The 25,674-nt window shown below is 33.5% G+C and carries 27 protein-coding genes and 5 pseudogenes; 18 read left to right on the top strand and 14 right to left on the bottom strand.

Features of this window, described 5'->3' with window-relative positions:
- Window positions 1-364: 364 nt before the first annotated feature.
- Window positions 365-718: an SdpI family protein gene (locus MHH45_RS07810; protein WP_016114264.1), complete on the bottom strand. Its 354-nt coding sequence runs from the start codon at window positions 716-718 to the stop codon at window positions 365-367.
- 196 nt (window positions 719-914) lie between these two features.
- On the opposite strand from MHH45_RS07810, the pseudogene MHH45_RS07805 reads away from it, so the two are divergent.
- Both MHH45_RS07805 and MHH45_RS07800 read left to right on the top strand, forming a co-directional pair.
- Window positions 915-1,145: pseudogene (locus MHH45_RS07805) on the top strand (IS4 family transposase); the annotation flags it as partial.
- Between the two features lie 414 nt (window positions 1,146-1,559).
- Window positions 1,560-2,927: a glycosyl hydrolase family 8 gene (locus MHH45_RS07800; RefSeq protein WP_016114266.1), complete on the top strand. Its 1,368-nt coding sequence runs from the start codon at window positions 1,560-1,562 to the stop codon at window positions 2,925-2,927.
- 131 nt (window positions 2,928-3,058) lie between these two features.
- Here MHH45_RS07800 and MHH45_RS07795 read toward each other — a convergent pair.
- Window positions 3,059-3,766, bottom strand: a pseudogene (locus tag MHH45_RS07795) (IS6 family transposase).
- Between the two features lie 442 nt (window positions 3,767-4,208).
- Between MHH45_RS07795 and MHH45_RS07790 the strand changes: the two are divergent.
- Both MHH45_RS07790 and nrdG read left to right on the top strand, forming a co-directional pair.
- Window positions 4,209-6,077: an anaerobic ribonucleoside triphosphate reductase gene (locus tag MHH45_RS07790; RefSeq protein WP_016114268.1), complete on the top strand. Its 1,869-nt coding sequence runs from the start codon at window positions 4,209-4,211 to the stop codon at window positions 6,075-6,077.
- Window positions 6,074-6,523: an anaerobic ribonucleoside-triphosphate reductase activating protein gene (gene nrdG, locus MHH45_RS07785; RefSeq protein WP_016114269.1), complete on the top strand. Its 450-nt coding sequence runs from the start codon at window positions 6,074-6,076 to the stop codon at window positions 6,521-6,523. The genes MHH45_RS07790 and nrdG overlap by 4 nt, the downstream gene beginning before the upstream one ends.
- Window positions 6,524-6,581: 58 nt before the next feature.
- Here nrdG and MHH45_RS07780 read toward each other — a convergent pair.
- Window positions 6,582-6,743: pseudogene (locus tag MHH45_RS07780) on the bottom strand (IS6 family transposase); the annotation flags it as partial.
- Window positions 6,729-6,809: pseudogene (locus tag MHH45_RS28035) on the bottom strand (IS6 family transposase); the annotation flags it as partial. The pseudogenes MHH45_RS28035 and MHH45_RS07780, both read right to left, overlap by 15 nt.
- An 827-nt stretch (window positions 6,810-7,636) precedes the next feature.
- Here MHH45_RS28035 and MHH45_RS07775 point away from each other — a divergent pair.
- A complete protein-coding gene (locus MHH45_RS07775) occupies window positions 7,637-8,983 on the top strand; it encodes a SpaA isopeptide-forming pilin-related protein (protein WP_016114271.1) in 1,347 nt (448 codons plus the stop codon).
- Between the two features lie 526 nt (window positions 8,984-9,509).
- Here MHH45_RS07775 and MHH45_RS07770 read toward each other — a convergent pair.
- The 6 genes from MHH45_RS07770 to MHH45_RS07745 all read right to left on the bottom strand — a co-directional run bounded on the left by MHH45_RS07770 (window position 9,510) and on the right by MHH45_RS07745 (window position 12,580).
- Entirely contained in the window at window positions 9,510-9,689 is a 180-nt protein-coding gene (locus MHH45_RS07770) for a DNA mismatch repair protein MutT (RefSeq protein WP_229161556.1), read from the bottom strand.
- Window positions 9,690-9,754: 65 nt separating this feature from the next.
- Entirely contained in the window at window positions 9,755-9,934 is a 180-nt protein-coding gene (locus tag MHH45_RS07765) for a hypothetical protein (RefSeq protein WP_016114273.1), read from the bottom strand.
- Window positions 9,935-9,946: 12 nt separating this feature from the next.
- Window positions 9,947-10,552, bottom strand: a complete 606-nt coding sequence (locus tag MHH45_RS07760) for a dienelactone hydrolase family protein (protein WP_016132692.1) — start codon at window positions 10,550-10,552, stop codon at window positions 9,947-9,949.
- Between the two features lie 3 nt (window positions 10,553-10,555).
- Window positions 10,556-10,891 carry an antibiotic biosynthesis monooxygenase family protein gene (locus MHH45_RS07755; RefSeq protein WP_088093787.1) on the bottom strand — a complete coding sequence of 112 codons (336 nt, stop codon included), beginning with the start codon at window positions 10,889-10,891 and terminating at the stop codon, window positions 10,556-10,558.
- A gap of 226 nt (window positions 10,892-11,117) precedes the next feature.
- Window positions 11,118-11,297, bottom strand: coding sequence for an H-type small acid-soluble spore protein (locus MHH45_RS07750; RefSeq protein ID WP_006094378.1), 180 nt, complete (start codon window positions 11,295-11,297; stop codon window positions 11,118-11,120).
- Between the two features lie 68 nt (window positions 11,298-11,365).
- Window positions 11,366-12,580 carry a helix-turn-helix domain-containing protein gene (locus MHH45_RS07745; protein ID WP_088093786.1) on the bottom strand — a complete coding sequence of 405 codons (1,215 nt, stop codon included), beginning with the start codon at window positions 12,578-12,580 and terminating at the stop codon, window positions 11,366-11,368.
- Between the two features lie 118 nt (window positions 12,581-12,698).
- Here MHH45_RS07745 and MHH45_RS07740 point away from each other — a divergent pair, with 118 nt between their 5' ends.
- From MHH45_RS07740 to MHH45_RS07705, 8 genes are all read left to right on the top strand, one after another.
- Entirely contained in the window at window positions 12,699-13,967 is a 1,269-nt protein-coding gene (locus MHH45_RS07740) for an MFS transporter (protein WP_016114278.1), read from the top strand.
- 135 nt (window positions 13,968-14,102) lie between these two features.
- Window positions 14,103-14,627, top strand: coding sequence for a DUF4398 domain-containing protein (locus MHH45_RS07735; RefSeq protein ID WP_016114279.1), 525 nt, complete (start codon window positions 14,103-14,105; stop codon window positions 14,625-14,627).
- A 164-nt stretch (window positions 14,628-14,791) separates the two neighbouring features.
- Window positions 14,792-15,586, top strand: a complete 795-nt coding sequence (gene ucpA / locus MHH45_RS07730; protein ID WP_088093785.1) for an SDR family oxidoreductase UcpA — start codon at window positions 14,792-14,794, stop codon at window positions 15,584-15,586.
- 165 nt (window positions 15,587-15,751) lie between these two features.
- Window positions 15,752-15,913 carry a hypothetical protein gene (locus MHH45_RS07725; RefSeq protein WP_016132696.1) on the top strand — a complete coding sequence of 54 codons (162 nt, stop codon included), beginning with the start codon at window positions 15,752-15,754 and terminating at the stop codon, window positions 15,911-15,913.
- A 171-nt stretch (window positions 15,914-16,084) separates the two neighbouring features.
- Window positions 16,085-16,711 carry a cupin domain-containing protein gene (locus MHH45_RS07720; protein ID WP_033671093.1) on the top strand — a complete coding sequence of 209 codons (627 nt, stop codon included), beginning with the start codon at window positions 16,085-16,087 and terminating at the stop codon, window positions 16,709-16,711.
- A gap of 135 nt (window positions 16,712-16,846) precedes the next feature.
- Window positions 16,847-17,935 carry a serine hydrolase gene (locus MHH45_RS07715; RefSeq protein WP_016131307.1) on the top strand — a complete coding sequence of 363 codons (1,089 nt, stop codon included), beginning with the start codon at window positions 16,847-16,849 and terminating at the stop codon, window positions 17,933-17,935.
- A gap of 144 nt (window positions 17,936-18,079) precedes the next feature.
- Entirely contained in the window at window positions 18,080-18,643 is a 564-nt protein-coding gene (locus MHH45_RS07710) for a histidine phosphatase family protein (RefSeq protein WP_016131308.1), read from the top strand.
- Between the two features lie 119 nt (window positions 18,644-18,762).
- Window positions 18,763-19,152, top strand: coding sequence for a hypothetical protein (locus tag MHH45_RS07705; RefSeq protein ID WP_016114284.1), 390 nt, complete (start codon window positions 18,763-18,765; stop codon window positions 19,150-19,152).
- Between the two features lie 46 nt (window positions 19,153-19,198).
- Here MHH45_RS07705 and MHH45_RS07700 read toward each other — a convergent pair whose 3' ends face one another.
- The 3 genes from MHH45_RS07700 to MHH45_RS07690 are packed head-to-tail and all read right to left on the bottom strand — an operon-like array spanning window position 19,199 to window position 20,870.
- Window positions 19,199-20,134 carry an alpha/beta hydrolase gene (locus tag MHH45_RS07700; protein ID WP_077295086.1) on the bottom strand — a complete coding sequence of 312 codons (936 nt, stop codon included), beginning with the start codon at window positions 20,132-20,134 and terminating at the stop codon, window positions 19,199-19,201.
- Between the two features lie 12 nt (window positions 20,135-20,146).
- Window positions 20,147-20,476, bottom strand: coding sequence for a DUF3147 family protein (locus MHH45_RS07695; protein WP_016114286.1), 330 nt, complete (start codon window positions 20,474-20,476; stop codon window positions 20,147-20,149).
- The gene (locus MHH45_RS07690) at window positions 20,460-20,870 is read right to left on the bottom strand and encodes a MarR family winged helix-turn-helix transcriptional regulator (RefSeq protein WP_016114287.1); all 411 of its coding nucleotides are present in this window, start codon (window positions 20,868-20,870) and stop codon (window positions 20,460-20,462) included. The genes MHH45_RS07695 and MHH45_RS07690 overlap by 17 nt, the downstream gene beginning before the upstream one ends.
- 162 nt (window positions 20,871-21,032) lie before the next feature.
- Between MHH45_RS07690 and MHH45_RS07685 the strand changes: the two genes are divergently transcribed.
- The 3 genes from MHH45_RS07685 (at window position 21,033) to MHH45_RS07675 (ending at window position 23,745) form a co-directional block, all read left to right on the top strand.
- Window positions 21,033-21,827 (top strand): protein phosphatase 2C domain-containing protein, encoded by a 795-nt coding sequence (locus MHH45_RS07685; RefSeq protein ID WP_033671830.1) that lies wholly within the window; start codon window positions 21,033-21,035, stop codon window positions 21,825-21,827.
- 254 nt (window positions 21,828-22,081) lie between these two features.
- Window positions 22,082-22,648: a sigma-70 family RNA polymerase sigma factor gene (locus MHH45_RS07680; RefSeq protein ID WP_016114289.1), complete on the top strand. Its 567-nt coding sequence runs from the start codon at window positions 22,082-22,084 to the stop codon at window positions 22,646-22,648.
- On the top strand, window positions 22,645-23,745 hold the full coding sequence (locus MHH45_RS07675; RefSeq protein ID WP_088093784.1) for a DUF4179 domain-containing protein: 1,101 nt from the start codon (window positions 22,645-22,647) through the stop codon (window positions 23,743-23,745). Before MHH45_RS07680 ends, MHH45_RS07675 begins: the two co-directional genes overlap by 4 nt.
- 46 nt (window positions 23,746-23,791) lie before the next feature.
- Here the strand turns inward: MHH45_RS07675 and MHH45_RS07670 are convergent, their stop codons facing one another.
- A complete protein-coding gene (locus MHH45_RS07670; RefSeq protein WP_016114291.1) occupies window positions 23,792-24,865 on the bottom strand; it encodes a WD40/YVTN/BNR-like repeat-containing protein in 1,074 nt (357 codons plus the stop codon).
- A 223-nt stretch (window positions 24,866-25,088) separates the two neighbouring features.
- Between MHH45_RS07670 and MHH45_RS07665 the strand changes: the two are divergent.
- Window positions 25,089-25,267: pseudogene (locus MHH45_RS07665) on the top strand (cation transporter); the annotation flags it as partial.
- Between the two features lie 216 nt (window positions 25,268-25,483).
- Entirely contained in the window at window positions 25,484-25,654 is a 171-nt protein-coding gene (fbpA, locus tag MHH45_RS07660; protein WP_016114293.1) for a Fur-regulated basic protein FbpA, read from the top strand.
- The last annotated feature ends 20 nt before the right edge of the window (window positions 25,655-25,674 follow it).

Here is a 25,674-nt window from a genome sequence, read left to right as displayed (position 1 = left end):
AGTAAAGAGCTTTTTCACTAAATTTACATCAATATTTACTTAATAATTTCTATTAGGGGTACAGCTGCATGCCCATCAACTTAAGAAATTTCACTCCCCCTAAGTACAAAAAAACGTTATTCTTTCTAATGTCGCTTTTAAATAAAGTCACGGTGTTTATAAAAAAGTTGCGATATTCTATCTCCTTTAATTAAGAAATTCTAAGTGGGTTTTAATCAAACATCTTTTAAAAATGGAATGTCCATTCAAAAAAAACGAATCTATTTTGAAAAAAGATTCGTTTTTTTATCGTACAATATAAGTTTGCAAAGTATTTTTGATCGAACTTTTTTATAAAGCTTCACAAATACTCTATACAAAAATTTTAGCTACATGGTTCTTCCAGTTTTTTCAGCTTATTCTCCACTCTTATAAACATACTGATTATTAGTAATAGCATAGATCCCATAATTAAAAGTATTGCAGTGGAAGGGCTATTTAAAAATAGGCTGATAATACTTCCTAGTATAATAATTATAAATCCATTTTGTGTCATGATTTCAGCACTATACCTATTTCCAGCTTCCCAAAGTTTCATGTTTTTCATAGATCTAGTTGTTCGATAGCCAAATATTGCATTAATATCTGTCGGTGGTCTTTTTTTCAATAGTAATGAAGTTGATATAAAGATAATTCCAATTACCAGACTTACTCCTATATTCACAAGACTGTATATCATTTTAACCATCTCCATAAAATGTTATTATAAACTAATTATACCATTTTAATGGTGTTTTGTGGTGGCACTCTGACATTTATAAAATCACTATTTGGGGTCACTATACATCACCATCAAGTTAAGATAAATTTGTATCCATATAGCGAAAAAATCGCTATTCTTTTTGTAGAAATATGCAGAAAGGATGGCATTTTTTATGAATCTTTCGATTCAAGATGAACTCCAATTATTTACTGAGGAATTATATCAATATTTTACTCCTTCATTTTTAGAAGAGCTTGCTAGAGAGTTAGATTTTGTTCAACGAAAGCGTAAGTTTTCAGGACATGACTTAGCCACTATCTGTGTTTGGATGAGTCAACGGATAGCGAGTGATTCTTTAGTTAGACTGTGTAGTCAACTACATGCAGCTACAGGAACACTTATTAGGGGTCACCATACATGGCCATCAACTTAAGAAAAGTAAACACCCCCAAAACAAAAAAAGAGCTGATTTCTCAAAATAACTAACTGTAGAGAAAGAAAATTTTCATTTAGGGGGTACTTCAAAACCTTAGCTTGATGGCGATGCGTCAGTACCCCTTTCTAGAGTAATAGGATCAGTATGTCCAAGATTTAGAGATTCATTACAAGTGTCTGGAAGTTTTTGTACCAGACCCCCCATTTATGCCTGGTTAACTCGATTACTCCTATAAAGATAGTAAAAAGATTAAAATCAGACAATTATTGAAAAATACCAAAAGTAATTTAGATTATTCTGGAAAAATAGTAAAGTTGTGTATATAAGTATATTTAAAATTGTTTCTGTTTTAAAAAAAACTATTTTTAAAGGAGACGAAAAATGAGACAAAAAAAGATTTTCACCGTTATATGTGCATGTGGGATAGGTTTAGCAAGTTACTCTAATTGTGCTTCCGCAGCAATGGTTATAGAAAACAATTCAGCAATAACTACTGAAAGTACAGTAAATATTTCTGAAGTATCAGCTATGGAGAAAGTTAAGAAACCATTTCCTCAACAAGTAAACTACCCTGGTACGATTAAGCCAAATCATGTTTCACAAGAAAATTTAAACGCCTCAGTTAAAAATTATTATAATCACTGGAAAAAGAAGTACCTGAAAAATGATCTTTCTTCATTGCCAGGTGGTTATTATGTAAAAGGAGAAATTACAGGAGATGCAGGAGGTTTTAAACCGCTGGGCACATCTGAAGGACAAGGATATGGTATGGTCATAACAGTTTTAATGGCAGGTTATGATCCAGATGCACAGACTATTTATAATGGTTTATTTAAAACAGCTAGGGCTTTTAAAAGCTCTCAAAATCCTAATTTAATGGGATGGGTTGTAGCAGACAGTAAGAAAGCCCAAGGACATTTTGATTCTGCGACAGATGGTGATTTAGACATTGCGTATTCACTTCTTCTTGCACATAAGCAATGGGGATCAAGTGGTTCAATTAATTATCTAAAAGAGGCTCAAGACATGATCACAAAAGGAATTAAGGCCAGTAATGTAACAAAAAATAATCGCTTGAATTTAGGAGATTGGGACTCGAAAAATTCATTTGATACTAGACCATCAGATTGGATGATGTCTCACCTTAGAGCTTTCTACGAATTTACGGGGGATAAAACTTGGCTTAACGTTATTGACAATCTCTACAATGTTTATACACAGTTTACAGATAAATACTCGCCAACTACAGGATTAATTTCTGATTTTGTTGTAAAAAATCCACCACAACCTGCTCCTAAAAACTTTCTAGATGAATCAGAACATACCGATGCATATTACTATAATGCTAGTCGTGTACCACTCCGAATCGCTATGGACTATGCAATGTATGGAGAAAAAAGAAGTAAGGTGATTTCTGATAAGGTCGCTACGTGGATTGAAAATAAAACAAAGGGTAACCCAGCTAAAATCGTAGACGGTTATCAACTAAATGGAACAAATATTGGTGACTATCCAACAGCTGTGTTTGTTTCACCATTTATCGCTGCTGGTACAACTAACAGTAATAACCAAGGTTGGGTAAATAGCGGCTGGGATTGGATGAAGAATAAAAAAGAAAGCTATTTTAGTGATAGTTATAATCTATTAACTATGTTATTCTTAACCGGTAATTGGTGGAAACCAACTCCTGATAACAAAAACGTACAAAGCCCAATAAATTCAGAAATTCAAGCTGAATTTAAGGAATAGATATCAGATTCCTATAAATGCAAGGTTGGAAGTTCTCATCTCGCAAAAAATGCAGAGATGGCTATGTTGGTTCTGTTGCAAAGATAAAGTAAAAGAGAATATAACGCATATATTTCTAGTGAAATTGTATTTTATGCTGTAAGCTCAAACAAAAGATGGATAAATTCTTTCTGGTTTTGGACAGATTGATTCCGTGAATCAATCTGTTCTTTTTTAATCATATGCATGGCTTCTACTCCTGCAAGAATGAATGTTGCTGTGCCAAAAGACTTGAATCCTAGCATAGAGCGGATTCGCTTCTTTATAAAGCGATGATCTTGTTCTACTATGTTATTCAAGTACTTTTGTTGTCTAATCCGCATACCGTTAGGTATGCTTTTTTCTTTTTTCAACTGTTCAATTGCTATAGGATAAGCTGGATTCTTACCGACTGTTATAACACGAGGCTTTGAAACATGAAAAGACCGCAACGCTTTCTTGAAAAAGCGCTTTGCAGCCTTCTGATCTCTTGTTTTGCTTAGGCAAAAATTGATTGTATTTCCTTTCGAATCAACAGCACGATACAGATACATCCATTGACCTTCTACTTTAATATATGTTTCATCGACTCTCCAAGAGTCATTTGTTTGTTTGAAATAACGTCGGATCCGTTTGTCCAATTCAGGACCATACTGATGAACCCAACGCATAATCGTTGTATGAGAAATGGATAAACCCCGTTCCTCCATCATTTCCACCAAATCACGAAAACTGAGGTTGTACCGTAGGTACTATCTTACCGTTAACAAAATAATATCAGGCTGATAATGCTTCCATTTGAATATATTTTCCTTTTCCATATCAATTACACACCTCCTTTAGATTAGTAGTATCAGTATGTCCAAGATTTATAGATTCATTGCAATTTTCCTAGAGTTTTTGCACCAGAACCAAGATAAACTATATTGAGGAAGGATAATGTGAGTAAAATCACTGCATTATGATTTTATACCTTTTATTTTATAAAGTGACACTTTTATCATTGAGTTTTTTTCTTCCCCCACCTCAAACCTAGCTTCTTTGCTTTCACCGAGGTTTGAGGTGGGGATATTACTGCCCGTGAATAGCAGGATAAATTTATTAAACTCTAAAGCTATTCCTCAAAAATCATTTTCAATTACCACATATATTAATTTTATATTTTTATAGATAGTATACTTTTTTGATATCCTTGCGAAAACAATCTATATGTAGTATCATTTCATCGTAACAAACTCAATATATAGATTAGGAGCGGATCGAATGAATCCATCAAGTAGAATAACAAAACAGTCATGGGATAATTTATGGACAACATTTAACACTATTGTACGGGATAACGATCAAGACTTAATGCAAGAAAATGCAAATGTTGATGGCCGATCTCCAATGGGAATGATGGGAACATTTGCATCTGAGAGTGCAAAATATTATGCGATGGAACACTTACTTTCTGAACAGGTAAAAAAGGCAATTGATCAAAATATTTTATATCCGCACGATTTAGATTTTTATGCAACAGGTACAACAACGTGTTCACAAATTCCATTAGCACAAATACTAGAAAAAGGGTTTCATACAGGTCATGGACATATGCGACAACCACAAGATATTAAAAGTGCCTTGGCTCTTTCTTCTATTATTTTTCAGGCAAATCAAAATATGCAGCACGGTGGGCAATCCTTTGCAATGTTTGATATAGATTTAGCACCGTATGTGAAAAAAACGTTTGAAAGAAACAAAAAACGTTTGGCAGCATATCCATTAACAGCAAAACAGGTAGAAGAGTTTGCATGGAAAGAAACAGAAAATGATACGCATCAGGCGTGTGAAGCTTTTATTCATAATTCAAATAGCATGCATAGCCGCGGTGGCGGACAAGTACCATTTATTTCGATTAACTACGGAACGGATACATCAAAAGAAGGAAGATTGCTAATTAGACAATTATTACGAGCAACTCAAGCTGGGTTAGGAAAAGGAGAAACACCAATCTTTCCAATTCAAATCTTTAAATTAAAAAAAGGTGTCAATTTTGAAGAAAGCGATCCAAATTATGATTTGTTTGAATTAGCATTAGAAACGACAGCAAAACGATTGTTCCCTAATTTTTCATTTTTAGATGCACCATTTAATGCGATGCATTATGATGGTCGCCCTGAAAGTGAAGTATGCTATATGGGCTGTCGTACCCGTGTTATGGCTAATATTCATGGAGAAGAAACAGCCATTGGAAGAGGGAATATATCGTTTACGTCTATTAACTTAGTAAAACTAGCATTAATAAGTGGCTCAAAAGAATCATTTTTTGAATCATTGAATCATTATGTAGATCTCGGCATTCGCCAGCTATTAGAAAGATTTGCTTACCAATCTACAAAAAAGGCAAGGGGTTTTCAGTTTTTCTATTCTCAAGGAGTATGGCGCGGCGGTGAAAAACTTCAACCAGAAGATTCTGTTGCTGAAATTTTGAAACAAGGTACGTTAAGTATTGGTTTTATTGGACTTGCTGAATGCTTAGTTGCTTTAACAGGAAAACATCATGGAGAAGATAAAAATTCATGGAATCTTGGGAATGAAATTGTTGCCTTTATGAGAAGAAAAATGGATCAAGCAACGGAAGAATATCAGTTGAATTTTTCATTAGTCGCAACCCCTGCAGAAGGATTATCAGGAAAGTTTATAAAAAAAGATTGCGCTGAATTTGGAACAATTAGTGGTGTAACAAATCATAACTATTACACAAATTCATTCCACATCCCGGTTTATTACCCTATTCAAGCACTTGATAAAGTTCGTTTAGAAGGACCGTTTCATGCACTTTGTAACGGCGGTCATATTACGTATATTGAATTGGACGGAGCCGCTGTTCATAATCAAAAAGCATTACAGCAAATTGTACAGGCAATGGCACAATATGGAGTTGGATACGGCTCTATTAATCACCCGGTAGATCGCTGTAAATGCTGTGGCTATAATGGAGTGATTGAGAATGAATGCCCAAGCTGCGGGAATGAAGATGAACATCATATTGAAAGAATCCGCCGTATTACTGGATACCTTGTCGGTGACATGTCGAAATGGAACAGTGCAAAACGTAGTGAAGAAGCGGATCGAGTGAAACATAAATGAGAGTAATGAATATTATTCATGATAGTGTTGTAGATGGAGAAGGGCTTCGGACAGTTGTGTTTTTTGCGGGCTGTCCGCATCATTGTTTAGGTTGTCATAATCCAAAATCTTGGAACCTTTGTAACGGTACCGAGATGAGCGCAGAAGAAATTGTAAAAGAGATTGCTACAAATTCGTTGAATGATGTAACATTTTCAGGTGGAGATCCATTTTTTCAAGCTGCCGAAGTGAAAGAAGTAGCAAAAGCCGTAAAAGCTTTGAACAAGAATCTATGGATTTATACTGGTTATACGTTAGAAGAGATCCAGAATTCACAAAACAACGATATGATAGAGTTGTTACATTATGGGGATGTTTTAGTTGATGGAAGATTTGAACTCGAAAAAAGAGATTTGACACTTCCATTTCGCGGAAGCTCCAATCAACGTATTATAAACTTAAATTGAACGGTTCTGTTGCAAAGTTAGCTGAAACATAAAGCATCTGGAATATTGCGGTTAGATTTTATGCAACCGTCAACAATTTATGTAATTCGTTATACGTCGAAAAAACGGAGTCTGGTTGAAGACTTCGTTTTTGTTTGTATATTGCATGAACAGTTTCTATACCTTTTATAGTACGAGAGGCATGTCGAAGACTTTGAAAGCCTAAGGAATGAGAAAAACGACAGTAATAGCCAACGGCTACCAAAATAATATCTTTTTTGAATTGTTTCCCTTTAAAATATCTCATCTGTCATTCTCCTTGGTTTTTTTCAGAGTTTAGCGTAGTTTAGAAAACTTTGCAACAGAACCCAAAATGAAACATTGGGATTTTTTAAGAATAAAAAATACGATGAATGGTTTTATTTTCTTAATTCACATAATTCTCAAAATTTAAATCTTTAATTGTTAATATTTGTTATATAATGAAATTGTCAAACCAGTCATCAAATAGTGTCCCTTATGTTTCTGTTGAAACAGTTTGATTGTCCCGTGTATTAACCTTCTAAGTTACAACGCACATGCGTATATATGATTTTCAATCTATCCGTGAATGTATATAAACAGCTAAAAGAATGATAAAGGATTAAAATTATGATATTTTGTTTATTGATTCTTGTACAAGAATCAATAAACAAAATATCATAACATAAAAAAAGAATTGCAAGCCATGTATTCTCTAAATGTAATAAATGAAAAATATAGCTAAATTTTTCAAAATACAGATAGGTGTTTTGTGAAGGTAAATTGAATAGAAAAAACATTCATTTAATAGGTGGACTGTTAAGTATATTTATTTTTAAATACATAGATTTAAATTCTGAAAATTGATTTTTTGAATTAGTTTTTAATAGTATAGAATAATATTTACGCCCGTACATTTAGTTAAGTAAGTAGTGTGTTTAACAAATATTATAAATATAGTTAAACGATAAAGATTATAAGGAAATATGAAATTATAACACAATCATTATTTATACCTATAAATTTCTGAATAATCAAACCAATATTCTTTTACAGCAAATACAATCAGCATGTAAAGTTTTTCCTGAAAATTTAATGAATGGTGGGAATGAAATGAAACGCAGGATGTTAACAAAATGGTTTGGAATTATAAGTTTAATCATTATATTGCTAGGGGTTTCTATTCCACAAGCAGCAGCCGAGATAATACATCAAGAAAAGTTTCAAATGAACTGGAATTATATTAAATTCAAAGGTACTAAAGTAAAGATAAAGGCAGACTTACTAAGAACGTCATCAAAAGATGTTGCATATTGTTTATCACCTGATCTGAATTCACCTAATGGAGATGATCTTCCTGAAATTGGAAAGGAGAATGATTTGGTATATCGTGTCTTACTTTATGGATACCCTCAAAAAACGCCGGCTGAATTAGGAGTTTCTACAAAAGAGGAAGCCTACTATGCAACTCAACTAGCTATCTGGATTGCATCTAAAAAAATTGAAATTGCCGATTCAAAGCCAGAAAACCAACAGGTATATAATCTTGTAAAACATTTGGTAGAAAAAGCTTATAAAGGTACTGAAGTTCAGGAAACATATTTGAACGTAATACCTACTGGAAAACAAACTGTAGAGCAAAATGGGGAATATTTTGAAACAAATTTATATAGAGTTCAATCAAATGCAGTATCTGGAGTATACTCAGTTCAAATGGAGGGCGCACCAGAAGGAGTTAAAATTATAAATGAACAAGGTGAAAAAAAGAATGAATTCTCTGTAGAGGAAAAATTTAAAGTTATGATTCCCAAAAACGCAACAAGTGGAAATTTCAAGATAAGAGTAAATGCAAAATTGCAGAGTTTACAAGCAATTACCTTTGATGGCCAACAAAGGATTCAAAATGCAACTGCTTTATTACCAAGAATGAGTGAAAAAAGCAGTACAGATATAGTAGTAAGATGGGAATTTTTAGGGTCGTTAAAAATTATGAAGGTAGGAGAAAATAGAGAAGCTTTAAAAGGGGCTGTGTTTGAGGTTGTAAGTGAAAATGGCGATTTTAGACAAGAAATCACTACAACTGAGAATGGGATTGCTACATTAAATAAACTTCCTATTGGTACGTATGTTGTAAAAGAAATTCAGGCTCCAGAGGGTTATGTACTTGATCCTACAATAAAAAAAATGGAAGTAAAAACTGGCGAGATAGCAGAAATAGAAATAAAGAATCAAAAAATAACAAGTGGCCTGGAAATTAAAAAAGTGAATGCTACATATGGAAATGCTAAACAATCTTATGATATACAAAGTAAAGAGCAGACAATAGAAAATGATCCTGCAAGTAAGGAAAAGCATCACCTGCCATCAACAGGAACGAAGTTTCCAACTGACCCGTTTGTAGGACTAGGATTTGTTATTTTAGGAATCTATATATTAAAAATAAGAAAAAATCATAGTTAAAAACTATAAACAATAAGGGATTTGTTACCAATGTTTAAAGTTAAATATGCTAAGAAATGTTTTGTGAAAAATGTAGATTATAAAAATTCCTATAAATGAAAACGCTTGCAATAAATCGAATTATGGAAAAACTATTCTAGTGCAAATACTTAGGAAAGATATAAAGAGGCGAAAAGTTTCCTAGTGGAATCTAGTCTTAAGCAGCAATTCCAAACAATTTATTCATAAATTGTTTGGTTTAGCTTCATAAGCTAGAAATGTAGAGGAAATTGCTATTCTATGTTTCTAACTAACATTTTTGCACCAGAACCCTTTTTCTTTATTCATTGAATTTGTTTTGATTTCTAGTAAGCTACTTATTCTTAAAAGACTACGGAAATTTTAAAAGCTCAAACAAGCATAACCCCGTTCTAAATTTAGGACGGGGTTAAAATATAGTTGTTTAATCTTGATGTAAGATACTTCACTACACTAAAAAATATAACAATAAAGTCGTTTAAAAATCTAAAATTATAAATTTAAAGCGTTATGAAGAATGAATACGAATCAACGCTTCCGCATGATTAATGCTTTCTTTTAAATAAATTGACGAATTGGGGTGGTTTAATATTTCTTCAGTAGTTAACCATAATACCTCTTCAACCTCATCGGGACTTTTAGAAAATGCTTCCCCCGATTCATATTCGCAAAGAAAAACAATATCCACAACATTTTCACCTGTATCTGTTACGAATGATGTACTATGTATATAATTTAGCCTGTCTTTTACGCTCACGTATAAAAACTAGTCAAAACTAAAATCCAATGTCCAAGAAATAAGGTCATAACGATAAAGGAATGTCGATAAGGACGGTTTAAATATTTACGATTTTTAAGAGTTGTAAAAATAAAAGCTAGCGTTATGAGAATGATTAGAATAACGAAAGCAAGTAAAAGTAATGTAAATGACATAGCAAAACTCCTTTAATACATTTGTTTCATTGTAGTTTTTAGAAGAAATGAATCAATCATTTCATATGCTTGTTTTGTAGATTGTTCGTTATAGTTTGTAGTATAAGGATCCAGAAATCCATGATTTCCTGGGAACTGTTGTATATGTAGAAATGGGTTGTTTTGTCTTTGTAATGTCGCGATAAGAGAAGAAATGGAACAGTTCAATTCTGTTTCTGGAAAAATTACAAGAGTAGGGCATGTAGGAATAATATAAGAGTAGTCTCGTATGCGAGAGCCATAGCAACCAATAATAAAAGTAACTTTTGGATTGTTACTGCATAGCCAAGAGATGGTTGCCCCAATACTAAAGCCTATGAGTCCTATGTATGGGTAGTCTTTTGCTAGTGTTTGAATCATTTCTTCAATTTTTTCTTTTCCATGTTGGAATCCAACGTTTTGCATAAAATGCAAGTAAGCTTTTTTTGCATCATTATAATGAAAGGGAGCATCTAGCTGTAAAAGACTTGGGCAGAAGATATCTATCTGTGGTGAAGAAAACCTGGATATGACATCCTGCATATGCTGATTTATGCCGTATATTTCGTGAACAACAATCAGAGCTACTTTGTTCTTCATTGATTATAAACCTTTCCTCTGAAAATTATATTCTCTTTCTACAACACATATTTTCATATGAAAGCTTTCATACCATTGTTCACGTCCTCTTTGTCTTGCTATAGTATGTGCTGCATTTTCTCTCCATTGTTTAATTGCTTCAAGTGAATCCCAATATGAAATTGTAATACCGAGACCAGATGCATCCCGTACGCTGTCAACGTTTATAAAGCCAGATTGCCCTTTAGCGAGTTTTTCCATTTCTTCAGCGACATCGTCATAATCAGTCGTGTCTTGTGAAAGCTTGGAAGTGAATATAACTGCATAATAAGGTTCGTTACTTTGCGTTGTATCCCTCATCGTATCCCTCCAAATATACTTATGGATTGTATCATATCATAAAGATTGAATAGTATGTCTTTTGAGTATAAAAATGTTTTGAGAAATATCCCGTACCATATTGGGATAACTGTTGAAAAAATAGAAATTTACGTTATTCGTGCAGTGATGATAAAAATATTTGGAAAGACAAATCATACGGCATACAAGAAAAACCCCACTTCAAATAAAACTGAAGTGGGGTTTCTTATATTTCTTCTAGGCTATTAACTGGAACTGTTAATTCGCGATCTGGATTCGTTGCATCATATATGCGGGCGGTTTCATTGCTTTCATCAACATGTTGAATCATAACGGGCATGCCTTGAAAACTGACATGTGCTTGTTCTGATGATTCGGAAAGCTCTTTTGCACGTTGTACATTCATTCTTACATTCCTCCCATCTTTATTATTTTTGCTGAAAAGGAGGAATAATATACCATTTTGAGATGGGTTTAAAGTTTTTGTATTATTTGTAATGTTTCTTTAATAAACACAGTAAATGTCGAATCAGGGAATTCTTGTATAGCATGAAAAGCTTCTGTTGCTTCTTGAAGCGCCTTTTGCTTATTTTTGAGTTCCATATAACAAAGGGCACGGTAAGCCCCCCCAGTTATAATCCATGCTTGGTCTAGTGGGTGAAACATATAATCTGGAATTGTCGCTTGCTGTAATGTTTCTAATGCTGCTTCATATCGCTTAAGGCCGTATAAAGCCTTTCCTTTTTCTAGGTAATAAATCCCGTCCTCTTGAAAGAGCGGTTTATCTTGAAGTTTTTTTCTAAATAAATCTAGATGTTTGAGAGCTAATGTATATTCACTTGTTATTGTATTATAATAATAAGCTTTTAATATATCTATAATCGCAATAGATAAAATATTTTCTGTGAAAACGGCAAATTGTTCGGATTTTTTTATATAGTGTAGATATTTATTTTCATCTGCTACTATTACATTTTGGTAGGAGAGAATTCGATAAAATTCATCTGTTTTATAATACACTTGATTTTCTTTTGAGAAGTCAAGAGCTTGTAAGATAATTTTTTCGCACCCTTCATAATCACCATATGCGAGTAAAACAATTGCCTCACATAAGAATAATTCTATTTGTATAATAAGATCCATTTCTAATTGTTTTGCTTCATACTCTTTTCGAATAGAGGTAAGAAGTTCTAGGCATTCTTTATATTTTTTATGGACAAATAATACATAACATAGCTTTAAACTAGTTTGTGTACTTTCACGATATAAAGTATACTTTTGAAAAATTTCTACGGCTTTTTCAATATAGGAATGTATGCTGTAATCTTTCATATTAAATGCAACGCTTATAAATTGTTTATATAAACGAGCTGTACTTAAAGTAGGTGGTAGTTCTTTTTGAACAATAGGTAGCAGTGTACGATAAGCTTCTTCAAATTGATTATTTTTTATAGCTTGTTCCATTTTTGGAATCAGCTTTGTTACTTCTTCATTGTCCTCCTCTAGTAAAAAACTTGCTTCACATTCAAGCTGACTAGCAAGATATTGTAATGTCTTCATAGAAGGTGCTGCTTTCCCATTTTCAATTTGACTCAGCATACTTTTCGTTAGCTCTGAGCCAGCTAATTGTGTCTGAGTAAGACGCTTTTCTTTTCGTAATGCTTTAATTTTTTCACCAAGAGTAGCCATATTGTTGCTCCTTTATCACAAAAAAGTTAAATACAATTAAACTTTTTGTTGTCGAAATCTGAAAAATGATTATATAATAAGTTTAACACAATTTAACTTTTAAGGGGAGAGTGACGTAATGGGGGATGTAAGTATAAGTCAAAATGATCCAAGAATCAAAATTGCAACGAGAAATATCATTTTGATGATGATTGGAAAAATGACTTCTTTATTAGGTGCAGGGATTTATACGTTTGCAATGGGGTTATATGTTTTAAAAACGACGGGATCAGGCGTAGGTTTTGCAATTACGCTTATTTGCGGTTCTATTCCAAGAATGGTATGTGGACCAATTGCTGGGGCTGTGGCAGACCGAATAAACAGACGGTGGGTTGTTATTGTTGCAGATTTATTAAGTAGTCTTATCATGTTCACGATGTTTGCACTTTCTACTTTATTTGACATTTCACTTCTATTCATCTATGTATCTGCAGCACTGTTATCGATATGTGCAAGTTTCTATTCTGTTTCTTTTACGGCTTCTATTCCAACTTTAGTTGACAGTGCACGTATTCAACAAGCGAGTTCTTTAAACCAAACAGCGACAGCACTTTCGACTATTTTAGCACCAGTTATTGGTGGAATGGTGTTTGGTTTGTTTTCAATGAAATTCTTTTTTCTGTTAAATGGTATTACATTTTTTTTAGCGGTAATTGTACAGTTCTTTATTGCATTTGATCTGTATAAAGTACAAGCAGAACTGAAGAAAGCTCATTTTTTATCCAGTATTAAAGAAGGATTCTTATATGTAAAAAGACGTGATGATATGTATACGATGTTAAAAGTGTTTATTTGGATTAATTTCTTTGGCAGTGCACTGTTTGTTGCACTTCCGTATATTATCATTCAAAACTTACGTTTATCGTCTCAGCAACTAGGTGTTGTGGAAGGAATGTTGGCGGTAGGAATGCTGGTTGCATCAATTGTTTTATCTGTTCGTAAGGAAATGAATAATTTATTTCGCACGGTTCGCATTAGTTTATTTGTCTTAGCGGGTTTGTATTTGTGTACTGCATTTCCGTTATTAGTTACAATTCCAGGGACGGTAAGTTTTATTTACTATATAATTTTTATGCTTATTTTTGGAATGACGAGCATTTCCATCAATGTTCCCCTTCAAGTATATGTTCAGAAAACAACTGATTCACAATATTTAGGACGGGTTTTTGGATTAATTGAAACAATTTCTACGGCAATTACGCCTCTTGGAATTATTTTGTATGGATTTTTATTAGATATAATGCCAACTAGTATGGTAATGGTTATTTCGGCTATTGGAGTATGGATGGTAGTATTATTAGGGATGAAACAAATGGATGTGAAAAAACAAGTGGATGTATCAGCGTAGGTGTAGAATGTATGTTTATAAAAAGACTTCATTATTAAGGAAAATGAAGTCTCTTCTTTTTTGAAAGTGTTTTTTAGTTATGATACATTAAATGAAGAAGTCCATGTGGAATACTGAGAGAGGGAGAAGTACAACATGAAGTACAAAATATTGGTTATGCTATGTGCATTGTTTGCAATGGCTGGATGTAGCAGTAATTACGATATCCAAGTTGATACAGGTATGCAGGCATTAAAAGATGAGAAATATAGTGACGCAATTATGTGGTTTGAAAAAGCAGAAAAAGAAAAATCTACGAACGAAGCAAAAGCCTATAAAGAAGTTGCTAGCCTGATGGATCATGGTGCAACGGCGTTAAAAGATGGTAAATATTTAGAAGCAAAGGATGACGCGAACCAAGTATTACAAAAGAAAAAGGATGCATCCCTTGAGAAATCTGTAAAGTCAAACGCAGAAAATATGCTTCAAAAGGCAAAAGACATGGAAGAAAAAGAAAAGGAAAGAATTGCAAAGCAGAAAAAAGTGGACGAAGAAGGAATTGATAAAGTAATTAAAGCGGTAGATAGTATTGATGAAGTAAAAGAAAAGCAGAAGAAAGCTGGAGAAGTATTGGATAAAGCTGAAAATGCAAAAGAAAAAATAGAATCGAAGAAAAACTAATAGAATAGTATTTGAAAAGGTATGTATGAGGCTGTCGTTTGTTAAGACAGCTTCTTCTTTTTGAACGTTTTTTAACAAATTGAAAAATTTTTTAAAAGATAGGAAATATTTGGTATGATGGAAATGTTGAAAGGGTTTTCTACAAATCATAAGGGGGCTATGAAATGGGAAAATTAGATGGAAAAGTTGCTTTTGTCACTGGTGCTGCAATGGGGAATGGTGCTGGAATTGCCCATGTATTTGCTGAATTAGGAGCGAAAGTATTACTTGTTGATATTTCAGACAAGGTTCATGAAACAGCAAAAGAAATTGTTAGTAAGGGGTTAGAAGCAGCTAGTTACGAAGTAGATGTAACTGACTTTGCAGCTGTAAAAGAAATAGCAAAAGATGCATACGAAAAATATGGGAAGATTGATATATTAGTGAATAACGCAGGAGTTATTCGTCTTGCTAACTTTTTAGAGATGTCAGATGAAATGCGTGATTTTCAATTTCAAGTAAATATTAACGGTGTGTGGAACTTCTCTAAAGCAGTCTTGCCATATATGATTGAGAAAAACTATGGAAAAATCGTGAACATGTCATCTGTAACAGGAACGCTAGTTGCAGATGAAGGAGAAACAGCTTATGCGACAACAAAGGCCGCTATTTGGGGATTTACAAAAGCGTTAGCACGTGAAGTAGCCAAGCATTATATTACTGTAAATGCGATTTGTCCAGGCTATATTATGACGCCAATGGCAGAGCAAATTGCAAATGAGTCCGATCCAAATGAACCGAATAGTATTATTGATGGAATCGCTTCAGGCGTTCCGTTAGGTCGTTTAGGGAAGATTGAAGAGGTTGGTCAATTAGCTGGTTTCCTTGCATCAGATGAATCAAGTTACATAACAGGGACACACATTGTAATTGATGGTGGAAGTACGTTGCCAGAAACGGTTTCTGTTGGTGTGGAATAATATTTAAATATAGGAGGAATCTTAATGTTTTTAGGGTTTCTCCTATTAGGGTAATTTTTCGTATAATTAGAAAAATCAATTTTGTTACAATAACTTGAATTTCCACTATTTCATCAAAAAAAGGAATATAATAAATGTATAACCTATTACAAGGAAGTGTAATTTATGAGTACTGTAGCTATCGTATATGGTATTATTCTTTCTACTATTATTGCTTTATTTGTTTTTGGAGTTTCACGTTATATCCACAAATGGAAAGAAGGGATTGCAAAGTTAAATCATATTGAAGAAGAACTTAGCGATTTAATGTTACATCATGGTAAGTAAAGAGGTTTATTTTTCAGTTAAATAATGTGAAGGATATCACAAAACATGCTAGCATTGTGGAGCATGTTTTTTTGTTATGTAAAAACGATAGTAGATAGGCACATTCGTTCCATTTCTTCCATACGATACAATGTTAAGTATGAAATGTTGGGAATAGAAAAGAGGGATCGAATGGCTAATTCAGGATATGTTCCAGATAATAAAAACTTAAAGAAAAGTTCTGGGACACCAAATCTTTTCTTTGACTCACGAGAAAATGTATTTTTTAAACGAGATGATAAAAATATTGCTTATGAAGTGACTTCAACACAATTACCAGCAATGATTGGAGGAGCGTTTGTCGATCTTTTTATGACGAAAGGTCATATGAGGGAACCACATTGGCATCCAAACGCTTGGGAATTAGATGTCATCGTTTCTGGAGAAGCAATTACTTCTATTTTAAATCCAGAAACAAATCAACTGCAAAATTATCGAGCAAAAGCTGGACAAACGGTATTTATTCCAATGGGTTGGTGGCACTGGATTACGGCTGTATCAGAAGAAGCCCATTTACATCTCTTCTTCAATAATGATCAATTTGAAACAGCTGAGGGTTCAGATGTACTTAGAATGACCCCACCAGAAGTATTCCAAGTCGCTTACGGTGTTAATGCTGAACATTTAGCTAAGGATCTTGCACCTATTAAAGGATCTGTTGTGATTGGGCCACCTAATTTAAAGCGTTCTATGGATGAACAACGGTCCGATATAGTGGTTGTACTAAATGGAGAGGTAACTTCGTGTGAGGTAGAGTAGCCCTTGTTCTCGAGTGAGGGCTATTTCATTTGTGCGTTTCTAGCAAAATACTGTATTTTTTTACATAACCTCCCTTTATATATTTGATATAATAGATATATTGATAAATGGTATTTTGTTAGGGGGAGTAATATAGTGAAGGTGTTAAAGGTTATAGGATGGAGTATTTTTATTATTATAGCAATCATCATAGCGATTTTAGCGATTATGGAATATTACTATTCAAAAGAAGATCCAAACTATGTGCTGGATTACATAAAAGAGCATAAGAATGAGCAAACATGTTCATTAATGATTAGAAGAAATGGTGAAATTTTAGCTACTGTGAATGAGAATAAAAAACTACCAGTAGCAAGTATGGCAAAAATAGTAGTAGCAGTGGAATTTGCAAAACAAGTTTCAGAAGAAAAGATAAATCCACAGGAGCAAATTCCATTACAAGATTTAGAAAAATACTACGTACCAGACACAGATGCTGGAGCACATCCTGCATGGTTAGAGGATGCAAAAATAAGAAATGCAATAAAAAATGAAAAGCTTTCTTTAGAAGAAGTAGCCCGAGGTATGATTCACTTTAGTTCTAATGCAAATACAACCTATTTATTAGAAAAATTAGGACTCGAAAGAATAAATAATAGCTTAAAAGAATTAGAGCTAAATAGCCATGATGCATTCTATCCATATACATCCTCCTTATATATGAGAGGATATGTAGAAAAAGAACTGAATGTACCTAAAGATCAATCATTAGAAGTGTTACGTAAAATGTCTATGGATGAATATAGAAAGCATGCTTTGAAAATACATGAATGGATGAAAGATGAAGCGGAATGGAAAAAACACAATATACCATTAAAAGTTGACATGGAATTTCAACGTATTTGGTCTGATAGGCTAGTAAGGGCAACTGCAAAAGACTATATGAGTCTAATAGGGAAAATCAATAATAGAACTGCTTTTCCAAAGCCAATGCAAGATGAGATTGAGAAGATTTTTAATGGGACTGTTGGAGATAGCATATATGAACATGCTGGTAAAAAAGGAGGTTCAACTCCATTTGTATTGACAAATAGTTTTTATGGTACAGATAAAGAAGGAAACAAGGTTGAAATAGTCTTTATGTCTAATGATTTAGATTCTATGGAATCACAAAAACTTAAGAATAACTTAGATTATTTTATTCGATCTGTAGTAACGAGTGAGGAATTTAGAGAAAAGTTATAACAATATAATTTTATTATGTAAACAAAAGGTGCTTTTTTCATGAAGTGCCTTTTGTTTGTTATACAGCAAAAAATATTGAAAGGAATTGGTCAATATCTAATAGAATCAATTTGGATAGAAGAGAAAGTAAAAAGGAGGGATTTTATGACTCAAATCTATTTTGTTCGTCATGCTCATTCTGTCTATACACCGGAGGAAAGAGAACGCCCATTATCCGAAAAAGGACGGAATGATGCGCAAAGTGTGGCAGAGTTATTAAAAGAAGAGAAAATTGATGTTGTAATTTCTAGTCCATACAAACGAGCGATTCAAACTGTCCAAGGAGTTGCAAATCAATTTCAATTATCTATGAAAATTGAAGAAGATTTACGTGAGAGGCTATTAAGTAAAGAACAGGTAGAAGATTTTGAGGAAGCAATTATGAAAGTATGGGAGAATCCCGCCTTCTCGTTTGAAGGCGGGGAATCAAATGATATAGCACAAAAACGTGGTGTCAAATGTATTCAAAATATATTAAAACAATATAAAGGGAAAAATATTGTAGTTGGTACCCATGGAAATATTATGGTGTTAATAATGAATTATTTTGATTCTACATATGACTATCATTTTTGGAAAACACTCGACATGCCAGATGTATATAAATTGACTTTTAATGAAGAGAGTTTACTTGCTACTGCAAGAGTAGAAGAGCGCACTAAAATATAGAAACAGGTCATCATGTGAATAATTTGTAAAATTTTATCGAGAAAGCAGGAAAGAACGGGTTTGTTAGAGAAGTATGCTTTTGTAACATAAAAAAATGCGTGATAAAGGAGGCTGTTTACATGTTTGAGAAAGAGAAGGGGTTAGTAGATCATCCAGAAGGACTCATTGAAGTTCATAACGTATATGAAATTGTGCCACCTGATGGAACAATTATTGGTATGGCAACACCAGAAGAGATGGAAGTTGCTGCCGAACTCGAATTACAGCACTATGCCTATTCTCGTTTACTAGAAGCAAATATTCAGTTAGACGGTTCCTCCTACAAGGATATACTTCAGGAGTTCCAGGAGTATGAAAGAAAGTCAATAGGGTTTTGGCGGGCATTACATAAACGCTTAGCTGTACCTTGGGCATGGGTACTTCGTGTTGATGTTGCAAATGGACCTATATATGTGAATAATGGAAACTCGTATTATGATGGTAATGAAGACGAGGAAGATTATGAATAGATGAAAAGGCAAGAAAGCAGTGAAGGCTGCTTTCTTTTTTGCATGTTTATTTAATTTTAGAATGCTCATTGTTTTCAGGGTCATGTACGTCACTTACTTCGAAGGAATGGATTGCCTGAATTATGATATCAGGACGGTCACTTTCGATTCCATGGCTAGCATTTTGTGCGAGGATATACCGGCTATTTTGAGAGAGCATACGTTGTTCTTGAATGAGCTCTTGCCATGTTTTTTCAAGTTTTATAGCTTCTTCATCAGGCATTCCCCCTTGAATCATTTGCTCGATAGAATGATTTGGATCTCTTCCCATGACGATCAATGGTGTTATTAATGTTACTCCAAGTTGTTTTATTCTTTGTGCACAAGATTTCCATTCTGAAAGCTCAGAAGTAGTAGCCTTATATAAGAAAGGGGATGTAAGAAATTCTGCATATTGTTTTTGTTTATATGATGACAAGAGACTGTATTGATTTAACAATGTAGATTGTAGTACTGCCCGAAGTGATTCTGAATTCATATTGGAGTAACTCCTATATTTTTGTAGCCATATATCATCTGAGTCGGTTTGATCAGAGATAGGTAAATCAAGCTCATCTAATCGATGTAAGTTCATAGAAGTGGAATCAACAAGCACAACAGCTTTTAATTGTTCCGGATACAACATAGCAAACTGCTGCGCACATAGTCCTCCATAAGAATGACCAACTAAAATAATGGGTTGCCGAATAGTAAGCACATGTAATAATTCGCGTAATTCTTTTGTTGCTTGTAGTGTCGTACGTGGTTCGTTACCAAGTTCGCTTTTCCCATAACCGGGGCGATGAAAGAGAATAACTTTATAATTGAGAGCAAGCTTCTCTGCAATTGGCATCCAATCATAAAAAGAACAGCCCATTCCAGTTTGAATAACTACTATTTGAGAACCAGTTCCTTTTATACAAACTTCCATCTTCTTTCTAAGTACTTCTACAAAATGATTCATAGTAATCCTCCTCTAGGATTGAAATATTCTTTGACAAGCAAATGCGATACACCAAATGCCTACACCGAATAGTACAGAGGTACTGAGTGAAAAAGAATTTTTTAATCCAATATAAACAACAAATAATAGAAGTGCTGATGCAGGAAATCCGTATAATACTCCTAAAGCAAATTGACTTAAATCTTGTTTGCTCCCACCTTCAAATGAAAGCCAAAACAAGCTAAGCAAACTGATAAGTGGAAGGGCAGCAATAAAACCACCAATTGTACTATAATGTTTGGCAAACTCAGTTACACCACCGATGATGAGGGCGGAAACGATTACTTTAACGAGGAAATGCATATTTTGACTCCTTTGCTAGTAATGAAAAAGCCTTTTCGATTAATTGCTGTTCTTCTTTTGAAAATTGAGATTCTAACATTTTTAATTTTTCTTCATCTAATAATGTATGTTTCGTTAATGCTTCCTTACCTTCTGTAGTCAATGTTAGATTAACGACTCGTTCATCTTGTTTATTTCGCTCCTTTATCACGAATCCTTTTTGAATAAGGCGTTTCACATGCTCTGATGCTGTATTATGAGATAAGCCTAATTCAGATGCGACCTTACCAATTGTAGTTTCCGTTTCTCGGGAAATGATTTGCAGAATCCGGATAGCTTGGTGAGAGAGATTATCTTCATATTCATACCGTAAATGATAATAAATGGTTTCCCAATTTTGATTGATGTTCCTCATAATGATAATATTCCTCCGTTTTTTATTTATATCTTATAATACGATATATTCGTTTTGCAAGAAGTAAATTCCTTTATTTGCATAAAAATTATTGGAAAAGTTTATTTTTCTTGAAATATACGGTACTCTTAGTGTAAAGGCATACAAATAGCAAGAGAGAGGATGATAGAAGTGAATACATTTAAATGGATTAGTCATGAAAAGATGTATTTAGACCAAATACATGTTGAAAAATGTGGTCCTCTTTCAGTTGGTGTATATGGGGGGAATCAAGAGAGTGATGCGTATGAAAGAGGAGATGCAGTACTAGCTTGGTGGGATCCGCAATTAGAATTTGAATTTGTTATGATCTTTGATGCTCATCATAAAACGAAAAATATACATTATATAATAGAAGCAATTTCTGAAAGAAAAGAGAAGTTACAAGAATTATTCTCATATCCAGTTCATCTTGCGTTTCATCATACACATATGTATTTATTAGCGTTATTTACAGATGAGTTATTTATTGAGAAATGTGAACAAGAGAATGAAGAACTCGCGTGCTTAATTTGTTTACGAAAAGGTGAATTTTTATATTGGTTATCAGTAGGAGAGTGCTTTGCTTATTTATTTCATTCGGAACAATTACAGAATGGAAAAGGGAGATTAAATAAGCGTAAATTTTATGAATATATTGGAAGGAAAAATGTTTTTGCTGCTAATTCGCCCTGCTTCACTTCTGGGGTTCGTGGATTAGAGAAGGGAATGAATCATATTGTTTTGGCGACAGACGGTGTGTTAGAGTGTGATAAGCAAACGTTTGATGATGACCATTCCTTACTTGAAGTACTGCATAAAGGAGATTCTCTTCAGATTGAACCTGCATTAGCGAATGTGCTTGAATGGAAGGGAAGAGATTGTGCGACTATCATTGGGTGGTCAATTGATACAGAAAATAGAGAATGTGCGAATTAATATTTTTCATAAAGTGAGCTTAGGATAAATCCATTCTAAGCTCATTTTCTTTTTCTTGAATAAAAGTAAAATTTAAATAATCCAATGCAAACAAACCTTCAGTATATTTCTAGTGTATCGAAGGTTTATTGTATATGTGGAAACACATTTACTCTGTGAAAATGAAAAAATGATTATAAATATGAGAGAAAAAATTTTCCTGTACGTTATATAAAGTGTAGAAGCTTTTACAAAAAAATAAGGGGAATTACGAAATGAAATCAAATGAGAAAAATTTTATAAAAAGGCTGCAGCGACAAAAAGAAGATGCGTTAGAGTTTATTGTAGATACTTATTTGCCATTAATAAAAGCAATAGTACATAAGGTCCTTATTCCGCTTAAAAATGATGGACTTATAGACGAATGTATCAATGATATTTTTCTTTCAGTTTGGAATAATGCAAACAAGTTTCATGGAGAGCCGGAAGATTTTAAGAAGTGGATTGCAGCGATTGCTAAATTTAAGGCAATTGATTATTACAGAAAAGTTAGTAAGAGAGTTAAGGCTACTTCAGATGATTTTGATGTAAATACAGGAAAATCGGCAGAAGATGAATTAATTGTAATGGAAGATAGAAATGAACTTATGAAGCTAATTCATGAATTAGAGCCTGTGGACCAAAAGATTTTTATCATGAAATTTCTTCTAGGGTTAAAGACAGAAGAAATAGGAGAAAAGCTCGGTTTAACGCGAGCGGTGATAGATAATCGGATTTATCGAGGGAAAAAGAAATTACAAAAAAATGCTACGAATCTTAGTTTAGGAGGTAGTGTAATATGAAAGACATCTACGAGCTGTTAAATGACATTGATATAGATGAAAAAGAATTAGAGGAAATGAAGGCTTATGAATTTGAAAAGGAAAAAGTGAAACGTAACTTAAAACAGGCTATACATAAAAAGAAAAAAACGAAGAACTGGAAAAAGGGTGTCGCTGTTGCATCTATTTTAGTAGGTTTGTCAGTTGTAACACTTGGAATTGGATTTCCTACTTATGCAGGAGGGCTTCCGATTGTAGGGAATATTTTTCGATTTTTAGATAATGGTAGAACGGGATTTTATGAAAATTATAAAGAATTTTCTACTGAGTTAAATATGGTGAGAGAAAGTAATGGGATTAAAATAACAATCAATGATGTGATTTCTGATGGACGAACTGTATCAATAACATATTCAGTGGAAAGTGAGCAAGATTTAGGAGATGACCCAATTATATTAGGTGGGTTAGATATAATTGGGTCTGATGGAGGAACAGGAAGTTCTAAAATTTCTAAAGTTGCAGATAAAAAGTATGTAGGTATGGCGACAACGACACATCATAACAGTAATAAAAAAGACAAAATAAACCTTAGATGGAATATAGACAAAATAGAAACACCGGATAAAAAGAAAGAAATAAAAGGGAATTGGAATTTTGCTCTTACTGTAAAGGCAATGGATAGTAAAGAAAAAACAATTAGTGAAAGTTCCGAAAAAGAAGGCGTAAAAGTAAATATGGAAAAGGTGGCAGTGTCACCGATATCGTTTATTCTTTATTACAATCAAGAAGTTTCTAAAAATACAAGGAAGGAATGGGATGCTGTAGATGTTGAGTTGGAAGTTAAAGATGATTTAGGTAATCATTATTCTGGAGAAGGAAATGGTGGATCAGGTAAGGATTCCTATAATATTCATTGGAGTGATACATTTCAAAAGCTCAATGAAAATGCAACGAAACTTATTATCACTCCTCGTGTTAACTTACGAATTCATACCCCCGAAAATCATGGCGGGGTAGAAATGAGAGACGGAAAAGAAAAGAAAATTGAAGTGCCTAAAAAAGAAGCGAAAAGTAAAGATATTGTTTTAGATGATATCGTAATTGATTTAAAGAAATAAAAAAGGAAAGGACTGTATTGATAAATAAGCAGTCCTTTTTCTTTTATTAAGAAGTTGTAACTAATAAAGCATGTGGATGCTGTGTTTTATATTCTTCTTTCCAAGGAATGCTTAATTGCTCCCAAGTTTGCCCGCTATCTAAAGATTGAAATACACCATTATTATTTAAAGTATAAAATGTATGAGGTTCGGCAGGATTTGTTGCAAGCATAGAGATGACAGTTCCGATTGCTGACGGTAGCCCGTGCTGCACTTTTTGGAAAGGAGTGTTTTTTGTTTTTCGATAAATATAAGATTCATAAGGTATACGATGGTGAGCTAGGTCAGCACTTGGTGCAGCAGAGACAAGTATCGTATCACAATCACCAGGATCGATAGCCATACTATATAAATAGTGATGTTCTAAACCTTCGCTACAAGAAGTCCAACTGTGCCCGCTATTATAACTTTCAAGATATGCACGGTCAGGTCCGCCTATAAATCCGTCGCCACATGATGCATACAGGCGATTAGGAGCCTGAGGGTGCATAAGTAGTTGGTGAGCATCGATAGGAGCGCCGAATTTTTTATCCTCCCAATTTTGTCCATTATCTTTACTTTGAATAACAGCTCCGGCTTCAATTGATACATGGATCGTATCTTGCTTATTTGGATCAACTGTAATCCAACGAATATGATGTGTAAATGGACGTGGTGGAAATGCCCATGTATATGAAGAAAGTAATAATTTCATACTTTTACACTCTTTCCATGTTTCACCACCGTTTTCGGAATAGAACAAAGCGCTAGGTTCTGTTCCTACATAAACAATCCCATAGCCATTAACTTGTTTTAAGGGATTGATAGCGATAGAAGTAATAGCAGAATGTAAAATGCCATCTTCTTTAGGAAAGTCAAAATAGTAGTAAGAATCTCCAATTGGTCTCCAAGAATCACCTCGATCATCGCTTAACCATAATCCCCGACCAAATGTTCCGCAATATATACGATTTGGTTGAAATGGGTCAACCGCAATACAAGTAGGTTGCATATTTTGTAAGTGATATTGAACTTGAAATTCTTCATTTCTTTCTTCTACGACAAGAAGTTCACGTTCCATACAAAGGAATAATCGCTTCAATTTTATATCCTCCTTTTCATTTCTTAACAGTATTAAACAATATGAGAAAGAAAAAGAAGTAGTCTTATTTTTTGTTGAGAAAAAAGGAAATGGTAGTAGGAATAACGAAAGGGGTATAAGTAAGGGGTGGATCGTGGCTAGGGATATAAGTGAATAGACTTGGATAAATTGGTAAGGTCTGTCACATAATAGAATGCAGGAATTATTTTTTTAGGAAATTCACATGGGACATTCACATCATCATGGTCATTCACAAAATAAAAAAGCATTAATGATTGCTGAAGTCATTGGCGGATTTGTAACGAATAGTTTAGCACTTTTATCAGATGCTGGGCATATGCTAAGTGACACGCGGTATCTCTTGTTTTAAGTTTGTTTGCTTTTAAAATTGGAGAAAAAACATAAAGAACCACTTTGCAAAGTATGAAAGAAAAAAGATGATAAAAAGTGTCATAAACCATCTTAGGAAACATACATATATATAATGTGGCCACAAACAGTTTGTAAGGTGAATATTTCATGATATTACTTTACTTCTAAAATATCATCTTTTATAATCAAAGTGGTAATTGATATAGATTATCATTTTCAATGATTGTAGAAAGGAGTTTTTAAAAGATGAGCAGTCAACTCCGTTTTGCTGTTGAAAATCGTAAGAGGCAGTTAATTGATCAGTTAATTGGGGCGGGTGTGTTTAAAATTCTCAATCGACAATTATACGAGCTCTCTTTAGAGGAACTAGAAAAAGAGTATAGGGACATTGAGAAATATGCCGAGATTCGCGCATAGTTATATAGAATTGTAAAGGA

It is taken from the genome of Bacillus sp. FSL K6-0042, from assembly GCF_038006685.1.
In the GTDB taxonomy this organism is placed as follows: Bacteria; Bacillota; Bacilli; order Bacillales; family Bacillaceae_G; genus Bacillus_A; species Bacillus_A pseudomycoides.
This window is presented reverse-complemented; position numbering and strand designations above follow the sequence as displayed.

Coding starts and splice junctions, on each gene's coding strand:
- fbpA (WP_016114293.1), top strand. CDS start 25,484: ATGAGCAGTCAACTCCGTTTTGCTGTTGAAAATCGTAAGAGGCAGTTA.
- MHH45_RS07810 (WP_016114264.1), bottom strand. CDS start 718: ATGATATACAGTCTTGTGAATATAGGAGTAAGTCTGGTAATTGGAATT.
- MHH45_RS07675 (WP_088093784.1), top strand. CDS start 22,645: ATGAAAGACATCTACGAGCTGTTAAATGACATTGATATAGATGAAAAA.
- MHH45_RS07755 (WP_088093787.1), bottom strand. CDS start 10,891: ATGAGGGATACAACGCAAAGTAACGAACCTTATTATGCAGTTATATTC.
- MHH45_RS07790 (WP_016114268.1), top strand. CDS start 4,209: ATGAATCCATCAAGTAGAATAACAAAACAGTCATGGGATAATTTATGG.
- MHH45_RS07740 (WP_016114278.1), top strand. CDS start 12,699: ATGGGGGATGTAAGTATAAGTCAAAATGATCCAAGAATCAAAATTGCA.
- MHH45_RS07685 (WP_033671830.1), top strand. CDS start 21,033: ATGATAGAAGTGAATACATTTAAATGGATTAGTCATGAAAAGATGTAT.
- MHH45_RS07760 (WP_016132692.1), bottom strand. CDS start 10,552: ATGAAGAACAAAGTAGCTCTGATTGTTGTTCACGAAATATACGGCATA.
- MHH45_RS07695 (WP_016114286.1), bottom strand. CDS start 20,476: ATGCATTTCCTCGTTAAAGTAATCGTTTCCGCCCTCATCATCGGTGGT.
- MHH45_RS07700 (WP_077295086.1), bottom strand. CDS start 20,134: ATGAATCATTTTGTAGAAGTACTTAGAAAGAAGATGGAAGTTTGTATA.
- MHH45_RS07690 (WP_016114287.1), bottom strand. CDS start 20,870: ATGAGGAACATCAATCAAAATTGGGAAACCATTTATTATCATTTACGG.
- MHH45_RS07680 (WP_016114289.1), top strand. CDS start 22,082: ATGAAATCAAATGAGAAAAATTTTATAAAAAGGCTGCAGCGACAAAAA.
- MHH45_RS07800 (WP_016114266.1), top strand. CDS start 1,560: ATGAGACAAAAAAAGATTTTCACCGTTATATGTGCATGTGGGATAGGT.
- ucpA (WP_088093785.1), top strand. CDS start 14,792: ATGGGAAAATTAGATGGAAAAGTTGCTTTTGTCACTGGTGCTGCAATG.
- MHH45_RS07705 (WP_016114284.1), top strand. CDS start 18,763: ATGTTTGAGAAAGAGAAGGGGTTAGTAGATCATCCAGAAGGACTCATT.
- MHH45_RS07725 (WP_016132696.1), top strand. CDS start 15,752: ATGAGTACTGTAGCTATCGTATATGGTATTATTCTTTCTACTATTATT.
- nrdG (WP_016114269.1), top strand. CDS start 6,074: ATGAGAGTAATGAATATTATTCATGATAGTGTTGTAGATGGAGAAGGG.
- MHH45_RS07745 (WP_088093786.1), bottom strand. CDS start 12,580: ATGGCTACTCTTGGTGAAAAAATTAAAGCATTACGAAAAGAAAAGCGT.
- MHH45_RS07710 (WP_016131308.1), top strand. CDS start 18,080: ATGACTCAAATCTATTTTGTTCGTCATGCTCATTCTGTCTATACACCG.
- MHH45_RS07720 (WP_033671093.1), top strand. CDS start 16,085: ATGGCTAATTCAGGATATGTTCCAGATAATAAAAACTTAAAGAAAAGT.
- MHH45_RS07775 (WP_016114271.1), top strand. CDS start 7,637: ATGAAACGCAGGATGTTAACAAAATGGTTTGGAATTATAAGTTTAATC.
- MHH45_RS07735 (WP_016114279.1), top strand. CDS start 14,103: ATGAAGTACAAAATATTGGTTATGCTATGTGCATTGTTTGCAATGGCT.
- MHH45_RS07750 (WP_006094378.1), bottom strand. CDS start 11,297: ATGAATGTACAACGTGCAAAAGAGCTTTCCGAATCATCAGAACAAGCA.
- MHH45_RS07765 (WP_016114273.1), bottom strand. CDS start 9,934: ATGTCATTTACATTACTTTTACTTGCTTTCGTTATTCTAATCATTCTC.